13 protein-coding genes are annotated in these 12,780 nt (G+C 67.0%); 3 read left to right on the forward strand and 10 right to left on the reverse strand.

The genetic code is table 11. The annotated features are described in order from the left end of the window. The 4 genes from G3O06_RS42575 to G3O06_RS42590 form a co-directional block, all read right to left on the reverse strand. The coding region (locus tag G3O06_RS42575; RefSeq protein WP_205819653.1) for an NAD(P)H-dependent glycerol-3-phosphate dehydrogenase at positions 1–972 on the reverse strand (972 nt) is incomplete at its 3' end. Between the two features lie 28 nt (positions 973–1,000). After that, a complete protein-coding gene (gene secB, locus G3O06_RS42580) occupies positions 1,001–1,483 on the reverse strand; it encodes a protein-export chaperone SecB (protein WP_011353285.1) in 483 nt (160 codons plus the stop codon). A 107-nt stretch (positions 1,484–1,590) separates the two neighbouring features. Continuing rightward, on the reverse strand, positions 1,591–1,851 hold the full coding sequence (gene grxC, locus G3O06_RS42585) for a glutaredoxin 3 (protein WP_122946334.1): 261 nt from the start codon (positions 1,849–1,851) through the stop codon (positions 1,591–1,593). Continuing rightward, complete coding sequence (locus G3O06_RS42590; protein WP_021164238.1) at positions 1,848–2,270, reverse strand: rhodanese-like domain-containing protein; 423 nt, start codon at positions 2,268–2,270, stop codon at positions 1,848–1,850. The genes grxC and G3O06_RS42590 overlap by 4 nt, the downstream gene beginning before the upstream one ends. A 135-nt stretch (positions 2,271–2,405) precedes the next feature. Between G3O06_RS42590 and gpmA the strand changes: the two genes are divergently transcribed. The 3 genes from gpmA to moeB all read left to right on the forward strand — a co-directional run bounded on the left by gpmA (position 2,406) and on the right by moeB (position 5,826). Then, a complete protein-coding gene (gpmA, locus tag G3O06_RS42595; RefSeq protein ID WP_205819654.1) occupies positions 2,406–3,152 on the forward strand; it encodes a 2,3-diphosphoglycerate-dependent phosphoglycerate mutase in 747 nt (248 codons plus the stop codon). A gap of 268 nt (positions 3,153–3,420) precedes the next feature. After that, on the forward strand, positions 3,421–4,968 hold the full coding sequence (locus tag G3O06_RS42600; RefSeq protein ID WP_174916204.1) for a S41 family peptidase: 1,548 nt from the start codon (positions 3,421–3,423) through the stop codon (positions 4,966–4,968). 105 nt (positions 4,969–5,073) lie between these two features. Further along, on the forward strand, positions 5,074–5,826 hold the full coding sequence (gene moeB, locus G3O06_RS42605) for a molybdopterin-synthase adenylyltransferase MoeB (RefSeq protein WP_205819655.1): 753 nt from the start codon (positions 5,074–5,076) through the stop codon (positions 5,824–5,826). Positions 5,827–5,899: 73 nt separating this feature from the next. Here the strand turns inward: moeB and ptsP are convergent, their stop codons facing one another. The 6 genes from ptsP to G3O06_RS42635 all read right to left on the reverse strand — a co-directional run. Further along, a complete protein-coding gene (gene ptsP / locus G3O06_RS42610) occupies positions 5,900–7,690 on the reverse strand; it encodes a phosphoenolpyruvate--protein phosphotransferase (protein WP_174916249.1) in 1,791 nt (596 codons plus the stop codon). A gap of 186 nt (positions 7,691–7,876) precedes the next feature. Next, a complete protein-coding gene (locus G3O06_RS42615) occupies positions 7,877–8,146 on the reverse strand; it encodes an HPr family phosphocarrier protein (RefSeq protein ID WP_031401331.1) in 270 nt (89 codons plus the stop codon). Positions 8,147–8,219: 73 nt separating this feature from the next. Then, complete coding sequence (locus G3O06_RS42620; protein ID WP_174916205.1) at positions 8,220–8,690, reverse strand: PTS fructose transporter subunit IIA; 471 nt, start codon at positions 8,688–8,690, stop codon at positions 8,220–8,222. A 230-nt stretch (positions 8,691–8,920) separates the two neighbouring features. Then, positions 8,921–9,877 (reverse strand): glutathione synthase, encoded by a 957-nt coding sequence (gene gshB, locus G3O06_RS42625; protein WP_011353294.1) that lies wholly within the window; start codon positions 9,875–9,877, stop codon positions 8,921–8,923. A 26-nt stretch (positions 9,878–9,903) separates the two neighbouring features. Then, the gene (gshA, locus tag G3O06_RS42630; RefSeq protein WP_174916207.1) at positions 9,904–11,193 is read right to left on the reverse strand and encodes a glutamate--cysteine ligase; all 1,290 of its coding nucleotides are present in this window, start codon (positions 11,191–11,193) and stop codon (positions 9,904–9,906) included. Between the two features lie 244 nt (positions 11,194–11,437). After that, positions 11,438–12,780 (reverse strand): ammonium transporter (locus G3O06_RS42635; protein ID WP_241020526.1); only part of this gene is annotated, 1,343 nt, incomplete at its 5' end.

Below are 12,780 nucleotides of genomic sequence, written 5' to 3' on the forward strand. Positions count from 1 at the left end.
TAGGCCGCTGACGGCGTCGCGCGGCGCGATGCCGTCGAACAGCACGCCGCACACGGCTTCGGTGATCGGCATTTCGATCGACTGCGCACGCGCGATGGCCAGCACGGCCTGCGCGCAGCGCACGCCTTCGGCCACGTGGCCGAGCGCGCCGAGGATATCGTTCAGCGTGCGGCCGGCCGCCAGCTGCAGGCCGACCGTGCGGTTTCGCGACAGGTCGCCCGTTGCGGTGAGGATCAGGTCGCCGAGGCCCGTGAGGCCCGTGAAGGTTTCCGCCCGGCCGCCGAGTGCCACGCCGAGGCGCGACATTTCGGCGAGGCCGCGCGTAATCAGCGCGGCGCGCGCGTTCAGCCCGAGACCGAGGCCGTCGGCGATGCCGGTCGCGATCGCGAGCACGTTCTTCACCGCGCCGCCGACCTCGACGCCGACCACGTCGTCGCCCGTATAGATCCGCATCGCGCCGTGATGGAACGCGGCGAGCGTGCGCTCGCGGCATTCGGCGGACGTGCTCGCCACCGTCAGCGCGACGGGCAGCGACTGTCCGACCTCGCGCGCGAAGCTCGGCCCCGACAGCACGCCGTTGCTGTGCTGTTCGGGCAGCTCGGCCGCGATCACCTGATGCGGCAGCAGATGCGTGTCGGCCTCGAAGCCCTTGCAGACCCAGACGACGTGCGCCGGCACGCAGCCTGCGTCGCGCATCGCGTGACACAGCGTGCGCAGCCCGGCCACGGGCGCGGCGATCACGCACAGTGCGTCGTCCGCGGCGCCATGCGCGAGCGCGGCACCGAGATCGGCGTCGTAGCGCAATGCGTCAGGCAGCGCGATGCCGTCCAGATAGCGGGAATTTTCGTGCCGGGCCTGCAGCCCGGCGATGAGCGCGGCGTCGCGCGCCCACAGAAGCGTATCGTGCCGCGCGGCCAGATGGCCCGCGAGCGCGGTGCCCCAGGCACCGGCGCCGAGAACGGCTACTTTCATACCCAGCACCGGTCCTCCGAGTGAAACGTCAGTTCAGCGTCGTGCCGTTCGGTGCGCCTGCTGCGGCACCGGCCTGCTGCTGAAGCTGCGCGAGGCGCTGCTCGTACAGCGCCTGGAAGTTGATTTCCGCCAGGTGGATCGGCGGGAAGCCCGCACGCGTGATCGCGTCGGCGATGTTCGAACGCAGGTACGGGAACAGGATCGTCGGGCAAGCGATGCCGACGAGCGGGTCGAGCTGTTCGTCCGGAATGTTGCGGATGTCGAAAATGCCGGCCTGCTTCGCTTCGATCAGGAACGCGACCTTGTCCTTCACCTTCGCGGTGACGGTGCCCGACACGACGACTTCGAACACGCTTTCCGCGAGACGGTCGGCCTTGACGTCGACTTCGACTTCAACCGACGGCATGTCCTGCTCGAGGAAGATCGCCGGCGAATTCGGCTGCTCGAGCGACATATCCTTCAGGTAGACGCGCTGGATGTTGAAGAACGGTTGGTTTTCGACGTCGGACATGGTGTTTCCCTAAAAGTGGTGACGGGGCGGCCCGGCTTCTCGCCGGCCGCCACGGATTTATCCTGCGCGCCCAAGCCGCGGCGCGGCCGGCGGCCATTCTGCCCTATTCAGGCCGCTTGCAGAAGCGATACGAGCCCGCCTTCGCGGTCGAGCTTCGACAGATCGTCGTAACCGCCGACGTGCGTGTCGCCAATATAGATCTGCGGCACCGTGCGGCGCCCCGTGCGCGTCATCATTTCGTCGCGGCGGGCCGGATCGCGGTCGATCAGCACCTTCTCGATCTGCTCGACACCGCGCAGCTTCAGCAGGCGCTCGGCCTGGATGCAATACGGACACACCTGCGTGCTGTACATCAAAACCTTGTTCACTTCGCCACTCCTTGTTTGACGACCGGCATCCCGGCCTGCTGCCAGGCGGCCACGCCGCCCTCGAGCACGTGCACCTCGGCGTAGCCCGCCGCCTCGACCTCGCGCGCCGCCTTCTGCGACTGCTGGCCGTTCTGGCAGACGAGCAGCACCGGCGTGCTCTTGTTCTTCGCGACCTGCGCGATCTTCGCGCCGATCTCGCCCGCCGCGACCTGACGTGCCGACGGCAGGTGGCCGGCAGCGAAATCGGACGCGGCGCGCACGTCGATCACGACCGCGTTGCGGCGGTTGATGAGTTGCGTCGCCTCTGCGGCGGACAGGCCGCCACGGCCGCGGCGCAGTGCGGGCCAGGCCAGCAGGCCGCCGGATACCACCAGGATCGCGATAAGGGCCAGGTTGGTGTAATCGGTAAAGAACGTCACGGAATTCCGCCGGAAAAAGAGAAATCGGATGAGGACAATCCCGCCATTATAAAATAACCGTCTTGCGCGATGGCGGGCCCGGGTCGGGTCCTGCTCGACGCGCCACAGCTTCCTTCACTACCGACCGCAAGATCCATGTACAAACTCGTTCTCATCCGCCACGGCGAATCGACGTGGAACAAGGAAAACCGCTTCACCGGCTGGGTCGACGTCGACCTGACCGACCAGGGTCGCAACGAGGCCTACCAGGCCGGCGAATTGCTCAAGGAGGCCGGCTACACGTTCGACATCGCGTACACGTCGGTGCTCAAGCGCGCGATCCGCACGCTGTGGCACGTGCAGGACAAGATGGACCTCATGTACCTGCCGGTCGTCCACTCGTGGCGCCTGAACGAGCGCCACTACGGCGCGCTGTCGGGCCTGAACAAGGCCGAAACGGCCGCGAAGTTCGGCGACGACCAGGTGCTCGTGTGGCGCCGCAGCTACGACACGCCGCCGCCCGCGCTCGAGCCGACCGACGAACGCGCACCGTTCAACGACCCGCGCTATGCGAAGGTGCCGCGCGAGCAGCTGCCGCTCACCGAGTGCCTGAAGGACACGGTCGCGCGCGTGCTGCCGCTGTGGAACGAGTCGATCGCCCCGGCGGTCCGCGCCGGCAAGCAGGTGCTGATCGCCGCGCACGGCAACTCGCTGCGCGCGCTGATCAAGTACCTCGACGGCATCTCGGACAGCGACATCGTCGGCCTGAACATCCCGAACGGCGTGCCGCTCGTGTATGAACTCGACGAGAACCTGAAGCCGATCAAGCACTATTACCTCGGCGACCAGGACGCGATCGCACAGGCGCAGGCCGCCGTCGCGAAGCAGGGCAAGGCGGGCTGACGCCCGTCGGCCGGGCAAGCCGCGTCCAGCGCGGCATGCCCGGCCGGGGCCTTTGCCCGGCGCACCGCTCGCCGCGCGAACCTTCGCGCCCCCGGCACGGTCGAATCCGCTTTCGAACCCGCAGCGCGGGCGGCGGTGCCCCGCCGGGCCGGCTCCGGGCCCTTTTCGACGCATTTCGCGCCGTTCCACTGAGTCATCGGACGAACAGTTATACTTGTCCGCTACATCCCCGCTACCGCCACGCGCTTCCCGACCGCACCAGATCTCTATGCGAATGAAATTGAAGAACATCGGCCTGATTGCCGCGGGCCTCGCCACGGGCGTGTTCGCCACGCTGCAGGTTTCCGCATCGGCCGAGCAGACCGCCACGGCGCCGCTTCCCCTCGACCAGCTCCGCCTGTTCGCGGAAGTCTTCGGACAGATCAAGCGCGAGTACGTCGAACCGGTCGACGACAAGAAGCTGCTGACGGCCGCGATCAAGGGCATGGTGTCGAGCCTCGACCCGCACTCGTCGTTCCTCGACAAGACCGACTATGACGAGCTGCAGGAGCAGACGAAGGGCCGCTTCGCGGGCCTCGGCATCGAGATCTCGCAGGAAGACGGCCTCGTCAAGGTGATCTCGCCGATCGAAGATACGCCCGCGTTCCGCGCCGGCATCCGTCCGGGCGACCTGATCACCCGCATCAACGACAAGCCGGTGCGCGGCATGACGCTCGACAAGGCCGTGAAGCAGATGCGCGGCGAGCCGGGCACCAAGGTCACGCTGACGATCTTCCGCAAGAGCGACGACCGCACGTTCCCGGTCACGGTCACGCGCGCGATCATCAAGGTCCAGAGCGTGAAGATGAAGATCCTCGATCCGGGCTATGCATACGTCCGCATCACGAGCTTCCAGGAGCGCACGACGCCCGATCTCGCCCAGAAGCTGCAGGACATCGCGCGCCAGCAGCCGAACCTGAAGGGCCTCGTCCTCGACCTGCGCAACAACGGCGGCGGCCTGCTGCAGAGCGCGGTCGGCGTGGCCGGCGCGTTCCTGCCGCCCGACTCGGTCGTCGTGTCGACCAACGGCCAGATCGCCGATTCGAAGCAGGTCTACCGCGATACGTACGACAACTATCGCCTGCCGTCCTTCGACGGCGATCCGCTGAAGAACCTGCCGCCGGTCTTCAAGACCGTGCCGATGATCGTGCTGACGAACGCCTATTCGGCGTCCGCGTCGGAAATCGTCGCCGGTGCGCTGCAGGATTCGAAGCGCGCGCAGATCATGGGCAAGACGACGTTCGGCAAGGGTTCGGTGCAGACGGTCCGCCCGATGACGGCCGACACCGCGCTGCGCCTGACCACCGCGTACTACTACACGCCGAGCGGCCGTTCGATCCAGAACAAGGGCATCACGCCGGACGTGCCGGTCGATCAGTACGCGGACGGCGATCCGGACGACGTGCTCGTGACGCGCGAGGTCGACTATACGAACCACCTCGCGAACACGCAGGATCCGAACGAGAAGAAGGAACAGGAAGACCGCGAGCAGCGCCGGATGGATCAGTTGCGCGTTCTTGAAGAGCAGAACGACAAGAAGACGCCGGAGCAGCGCCAGAAGGATCGCGATCGCAAGCCGATCGAGTTCGGCAGCGCCGACGACTTCATGATGCAGCAAGCGCTCAACAAGCTCGAAGGCAAGCCGGTCCAGGAATCGAAGTCGCTGCTCGCCGAGAGCACGAAGAGCCCGGCCGGCAAGGCCGCGGCGGGCTCGAAGGCATCGGGCGCGAGCGCGAAGCCGGTTTCCGCACCGAAGCCCGCGTCGGCGCCGAAGTAAGCGCCAGCCGGCATCCGACGGGCCATCGCGGGAAGACCGCGATGGCCCGTTTTTCATGCGCGCCTAAAATAACGACACGACCGCCCGCCTCGCCCACGACTCCCCATGAACGACGATCAACTCCTGCGCTACTCCCGTCACATCCTCGTCGACGAAATCGGCATTGAGGCGCAGCAGCGCTTTCTCGATGCGCATGCGATCATCGTCGGCGCGGGTGGTCTCGGCTCGCCCGCCGCAATGTACCTCGCGGCATCGGGCGTCGGCACGATCACGCTCGTCGATGCCGATACGGTCGATCTCACGAACCTGCAGCGGCAGATCCTGCACGTGACGGCATCGGTCGGCCGCCACAAGGTCGAATCGGGGCGCGACGCGCTCGCGCAGCTGAACCCCGAGGTGAAGGTGCACGCGGTCGCGGAGCGCGTCGACGACGCGTGGCTCGACGCGCACGTGCCGCACGCGACCGTCGTGCTCGACTGCACCGACAACTTCGCGACGCGGCACGCGATCAACCGCGCGTGCGTCGCGCACGGCGTGCCGCTCGTGTCGGGCGCCGCGCTGCGCTTCGACGGCCAGATCAGCACGTTCGATTTCCGCGACCCGGCCGCGCCCTGCTATGCGTGCGTGTTTCCGGAAGACCAGCCGTTCGAGGAAGTCGCGTGCGCGACGATGGGCGTGTTCGCGCCGACGGTCGGGATCATCGGTGCGATGCAGGCCGCCGAGGCGCTGCGCGTGATCGGCGAAATCGGCAAGACGCTCAACGGGCGGCTGATGATGCTCGATTCGCTGCGGATGGAATGGACGACGATGAAAATCGCGCGCCAGGCCGACTGCCCCGTGTGCGGGGGCCGGCACTGACGCGCGACGGGCATGCGCCGGGCGGCGCATGCGTGGTGACACTTCGCTACGGTTTTAGCGGCCCCGTGGGCGCCTATGCGGCCGCATCCGCGCGCGGCTCCGCGACCGACAGGCGCTGCAACGCGGCCTGCACTTCCTCCGGCTCGAACGCGGCGAGCACGTCGGCCGTCGGCTTTTCGAGCGCCTTCAGGTGCGCGCGCAGGATCTCCTGCTTCACGACGAGCAGCTGGCTCGGGTGCATTGAGAACTCGGTGAGCCCCATCCCGAGCAGCAGGCGCGTGAGCGCCGGATCGCCGGCCATCTCCCCGCACACCGACACGGACACGCCCGCGCGCTTCGCTTCGCGCAACGTATAGGCGATCAGGTGCAGCACGGCCGGATGCAACGGGTCGTACAGGTGCGCGACCGCGTTGTCGGCACGGTCGATCGCGAGCGTGTACTGGATCAGGTCGTTCGTGCCGATCGACAGGAAATCGAACCGCTTCAGGAACAGCGGCAGCGCGATCGCCGCGGCCGGAATCTCGATCATCGCGCCAATGCGCACGTTCGGGTCGTACGCGAGCCCCGCGTCGTCGAGCTGACGCTTGGCCTCGCGGATCAGGTCGAGCGTCTGGTCGATCTCCTGCGCGTGCGCGAGCATCGGGATCAGGATCTTCACCTGGCCGAACACGGACGCGCGCAGGATCGCGCGCAACTGCGTGAGGAACATCTGCGGCTCGGACAGGCTCCAGCGGATCGCGCGCAGGCCGAGCGCGGGGTTCGGCGCCGTCTCGTAGCCTTCGTCGAGCGCCTCGAGCGGCTTGTCCGCGCCGACGTCGATCGTGCGGATCGTCACCGGCATGCCCTTCATCCACTCGACGGCCCGCTTGTACGCGGCGAACTGCTCCTCCTCCTCCGGCATCTCCTTCTGATGCATGAACAGGAACTCGGAACGGAACAGCCCGACGCCGACCGCACCGGCCTCGACGGCCGCCTTCGCGTCGTCGGGCAGCTCGATGTTCGCGTACAGCTCGATCTTCGTGCCGCACAACGTTTGCGTCGGCGAGAACTTCAGACGCTGCAGCTTGCGTTGCTCCAGCAGCTTCTCGGACTGCCGGTACGAATATTCCTCGAGGACAATCGGCGCCGGATCGACGATCACGATGCCCTGGTCGCCGTCGACGATGATCAGGTCGTCCTGGCGGATCAGCGCGCTCGCATGCTGCACGCCGACCGCGGCCGGTATGCCGAGGCTGCGCGCGACGATCGCCGTGTGCGACGTGCGCCCGCCGAGGTCGGTGACGAACGCCTGGAACGACTGCGACTTGAACTGCATCATGTCCGCCGGCGCGATGTCGTGCGCGACGACGATCATCTCGTTCGTGCCGTTCTTGGCCGCGCGGTCCAGTGCCTGCGACGCGGACGGCGCGCCGGCGAGCGCCTTCAGCACGCGCTCGACCACCTGCTCGATGTCGGCCTTGCGCTCGCGCAGGTATTCGTCCTCGATGTCGTCGAAGTGGCGCGTGAGCAGCTCGAGCTGCTCGGTCAGCGCCCACTCGACGTTGTAGCGGCGCGTGCGGATCAGGTCGATGGTTTCCTGCACGAGCATCTCGTCGCTCAGGATCATCGCGTGCACGTCGATGAATGCGCCGACTTCGCTCGGCGTGTCGTCGGTCAGGTCGGCGCGCAGCGCTTCGAGTTCGTGATGCACGACCTCGAGCGCCGTGCGGAAGCGCTCGACCTCCGCATCGATCTGGTTGGCCTCGACCAGGTAATGGGCGACGTCGAGCGCCGCCGGCGCGATCAGATACGCTCGCCCGATCGCGATACCACGTGAGACGGGAATGCCATGCAGCGTGAAGGACACGCGCACCTCCTCTTCTATACAAGTAAAGCCGCGGCACACTGCTGCGATGCGCTTATGACCCCGGTTAGCGATTATAAATTCCGCGACTCCCCGCTGACTGCATGCACCGCAGCATTGCGCATTCCGCATCAATGCTTCCGACGAAAAAAATGCCGCGGGATCCGCGGCATTCTGACTGGAAACGGCAACGATCCCGCGCGGGGATCACTGGCCTTCGCCAAACTTGTCCGCGATCAGCTTCAGCAGCGCGTCCATCGCTTCCCGCTCGTCCGACCCTTCGGTCTCGATCGTCACGGTGCTGCCGATGCCCGCCGCCAGCATCATCACGCCCATGATGCTCTTTGCATTGATCTTGCGCCCGTTGCGCGTCATCCATACTTCCGACTGGAAGTTGCCGGCCAGTTGCGTAAGCTTGGCCGATGCGCGCGCATGGAGCCCCAATTTGTTGACGATGGTGGTTTCTTGTTGAAGCATGATTCTCGGTCGGGTCGGTCGGGGCCGCCGGCGGCGCGCGTCGGCGGTGCTGTCTAAAACGGAAAACGGGAAATCAGTGCGATTCGGTGCGCGGTTGCGGTTCGGGCGGAATCGGCGCGCACTGGCCGCAGCCGGTTTCCGTCGGCGGCGGCGGCGTGCCGGACGACACCTCATGGACGCCCTTCGCGCCGCCGGACAGCGCCTTGTCGACCAGCTTGTCGAGCGGCACGGTGCGGTAGCAGACGGCCCGCACGAGCATCGGCAGGTTCACGCCCGCCAGCACGCGCACGTTGTCGATCTTGGCAAGCTGGCCGGCGATGTTCGCGGGCGTCGCGCCGTACATGTCGGTCAGCACGACCACGCCGTTCTCTTCCTTGAGCCGCGCGAGTTCCGCGTGCGCGAACGCCATCACCTGGGTCGGATCGCTGTCCGCCGTCACGTCGATACAGCCGATGCGGGCGGGCACGCCGCCATAGATGTGCGCGATGCAGTCCCGCAGCGCGGTGGCGAGCGGGGCGTGCGCGATGATCAGGATCCCGGCCATGTCAGATCGCTCCCGGCCGCCCCTGGCGGGCCGACACCCCGCGGCGGGGCAATGAGCATAGCGAGTGAGGGAAACGTTCCATGTTCAGCCTTGCAACAGTTTCGGCCCGACCGCCGGGCCTTCGGTGCGCGAGCGCGGCACCGGGCAAGCGGGCATTGTAGCAGGCCGGTCGAACTGCTCCGGCGACGGGGGACCTGCGCGGCCGCCGCCGGGGTTGCGCGGGAGACGGCCTACGCGGCCGCACGCTCCAGCGCGTCGATGAACATCGCAGCGACGTCGAAGCCCGTCTGCTCCATGATCTCGCGGAAGCACGTCGGGCTCGTGACGTTCACCTCGGTCAGCCAGTCGCCGATCGCATCGAGGCCGACCAGCAGCAGCCCGCGCGCCGCGAGCACGGGACCAAGCGTTTCGGCGATCTCGCGATCGCGCGCGGTCAGCGGCTGCGCAACGCCGAGCCCGCCCGCGGCGAGATTGCCGCGCACCTCGCTGCCCTGCGGAATCCGGGCGAGCGAAAACGGCACCGGCTCGCCGCCGATCAGCAGGATGCGCTTGTCGCCGGCCTTGATCTCGGGGATGAATTTCTGCGCCATCACCGAACGCGTACCGTCGTGGCTCAGCATCTCGATGATCGAACCGAGGTTCATGCCGTCCGGCTTCACGCGGAACACGCCCATCCCGCCCATCCCGTCGAGCGGTTTCAGGATCACGTCGCCGTGCTCGGCGTGGAACGCGCGCAGCCGTTTCGCGTCGCGCGTGACGAGCGTCGGCGCGACGAACTGCGGAAACTCGCCGATCGCGAGCTTTTCGGAATGGTCGCGGATCGACTGCGCCTTGTTGAACACGCGCGCGCCGGCGCGCTCGGCCAGCTCCAGCAGCCAGGTCGACGTCACGTATTCCATGTCGAACGGCGGATCCTTGCGCATCAGCACCGCGCCGAACGATTCGAGGCGGCGCGCGTCGACCGGCCCGGCCTCGTACCACGTCTCGCGATGCAGGTCGTCCGGGTCGCCGACGAACGTGATGCGCCGCACGTCGGCTTCGACGGCCGACCCCGTCCACGCGAGGTGGTTCGGCTCGCACGCGTACACCGCATGCCCGCGCCGCGCCGCCTCGGCCATCATCGCGTAGGTCGAATCCTTGTAGATCTTGAAGCGCTCGAGCGGGTCGGCGATAAAGAGAATGTCCATGAGGTCCTGTACTTGGCGAAGGTCCGTTACACCTGGATGGCTTCGGGATCGGTCTTTTCCAGTTCGATCGACGACGCGATCAGCGACAGCCGCGCGACGACGCCGTACATGTAGAAACGGTTCGGCGGCGCGGCACCCGGCTTCGCGCCCGCATCCGGCAGCGCGGTGTGCTCGAAGCCGAGCGGCACGTAGTGCATGCCGGGCGCGTTCAGGTTCTGGTCGCGCTCGCGGCCGGCGTGCGTGCGGTAGAAGCCGCCAACCACGTAGCGGTCGATCATGTACACGACGGGCTCCGCGACTTCGTCGCCGACACGCTCGAACGTATACACGCCTTCCTGCACGATCACGTCGCGCACCGCGAGGCCGGCCTTCGACTCGGCCATCTGCGCGCGCTCGGCCTTCGACATGCGGCCGATCTCGGCCGCGTCGTGCACGGTCATCACGCCGCGCCCCGCCGTGCCCGCGTCGGCCTTCACGACGACGTACGGCTTCTCGCTGATCCCGTATTCGCGGTACTTGCGCGCGATCTTCTTCAGCACGCCGTCGATCGCATCGGCGAGTGCCTGCTCGCCTTCATGCGCCTGCCAGTCGACCCCTTCCACGTGCGCGAAATACGGATTCACCATCCACGGATCGACGCCGACCATCTTCGCGAACTTCTTCGCGACGTCGTCGTAGCACGAGAAGTGCGTCGACTTGCGGCGCACGGCCCAGCCCGCGTGCAGCGGCGGCAGCAGGTACTGCTCGTGCAGGTTTTCCAGCACGGCCGGAATGCCGGCCGACAGGTCGTTGTTCAACAGGATCGAGCACGGATCGAAATTCTTCAGGCCGAGGCGGCGCTGCGAACGCTCGAGCGGTTCGAGCACGATCTTCTGGCCGTCGGCCAGCGTGATCGGCGTCATGTCGGTGATGCTCGGGTCGAGCGAGCCGAAGCGCACGTGCAGGCCGGCCTGGCGCATGATCGTCGCGAGGCGTGCGACGTTTTCGAGGTAGAACGCGTTGCGGGTCGGCAGCTCGGGAATCACGAGCAGGTTCTTCGCGTCCGGGCAGATCTTCTCGATCGCGGCCATCGCGGCCTGGACGGCGAGCGGCAGCACTTCGGACGGCAGATTGTTGAACGCGCCGGGGAACAGGTTCGCGTCGACGGGTGCCAGCTTGAAGCCGGCGTTGCGCAGGTCCACCGAACAATAGAACGGCGGGGTATGTTCCTGCCATTCGAGCCTGAACCAGCGTTCGATCGCAGGCGTCGCGTCGAGGATCTTCTGCTCGAGTTCGAGCAGCGGACCGTTCAACGCGGTAACGAGGTGGGGAACCATGAATCACTCGCGAGCGGGAGAATGAAGATTGTAGAGCAATTGCCCTGCCCATTTGGGGATTGTTCCCGGCTTCGCAAGGGTTTGGAGGAAGTTTTCGGCTATTGACCCGATAGCGCGAAGGGTTATGCGCTACGGCAGTGGGTGACAGGAGAAAAAAAGCCCGCCGGGTGGGGCGGGCCGAAGTCGCTGCGCTCATTCATGGCGGGCGCCGTCGTCGCGGCGGCCCGCCGGTCATTCTTGTGACTTATTCGACATGCTCGCCGTGCAGGACCACGTCGAGGCCTTCGCGCTCTTCTTCTTCCGACACGCGCAGGCCGATCGTCAGGTCGATCAGCTTCAGCAGCACGAAGCTCAGCACGCCGCTGTAGACCAGCGTGATCAGCACGCCCTTGGCCTGCAGCAGCAGGCTGCCGTCGGCGCCGCCGATGTCCTTGACCGCGAACACACCGGTCAGCAGTGCGCCGAGAATCCCGCCCACGCCGTGCACGCCGAACGCGTCGAGCGAATCGTCGTAGCCGAGCTTCGACTTGAGCCACGTCGCCGACCAGAAGCACACGACGCCGGCCGCGATGCCGATCACGAGTGCACCCGTCACGCCGACGAAGCCGGCCGCCGGCGTGATCGCGACGAGACCCGCGACCGCACCCGACACGATGCCGAGCACCGACGGCTTGCCGTGCGAGAGCCACTCGGCGAACATCCAGCCGAGCGCCGCGCAGGCCGTCGCGACTTGCGTCGTCAGCATCGCGAAGCCGGCACGACCGTCGGCCGCGACTGCGGAACCCGCGTTGAAGCCGAACCAGCCGACCCACAGCATCGAGCCGCCGATCATCGTCAGCACGAGGTTGTGCGGCGCCATCGATTCACGGCCGAAGCCGATACGCTTGCCGAGCATCAGGCACGACACGAGGCCCGCGATACCGGCGTTGATGTGCACGACGGTGCCGCCCGCGAAGTCGAGCACGCCGTCCGACGACAGCCAGCCGGTCGGCTCCCACACCATGTGCGCGATCGGCACATAGACGATCAGCGACCAGAGCGTCATGAACACGAGCATCGCCGAGAACTTCATCCGGTCGGCGAAGGCGCCGCAGATCAGCGCCGGCGTGATGATCGCGAACGTCATCTGGTAGACGAAGTAGACCGATTCCGGAATCGTCGTCGCCAGGTGGCTGACGGTCAGCGTCGTCGCCTTGTCGCCCTTCACGTAGGTCATCCCGTGCAGGAACGCACGCGACAGCCCGCCGATGAAGCCGTTGCCCGGCGTGAACGCGAGGCTGTAGCCGACCACCGTCCACAGCACCGTGATCACCGCGGTGATCGCGAAGCTCTGCATCACCGTCGCGAGCACGTTCTTCTTGCGGACCATGCCGGCGTAGAACAGCGCGAGGCCGGGGATCGTCATGAACAGCACGAGCGCGGTGGACGTCAGCATCCACGCGGTGTCGCCCGCGCTGATCTTCGACGAATCGACCGAGAACGGCTCGGTCGGTGCGGCGGGTGCGGCCGGAGCCGAAGCGGCGGTGGCAGCCGAGGCGGCGGCACCTGACGCGGGTGCGGCGGCAGCGGCCGTGGCGGATGCGTAGG

This window comes from Burkholderia sp. Ac-20345 (assembly GCF_017104825.1).
GTDB classification, from domain to species: Bacteria; Pseudomonadota; Gammaproteobacteria; order Burkholderiales; family Burkholderiaceae; genus Burkholderia; species Burkholderia lata_B.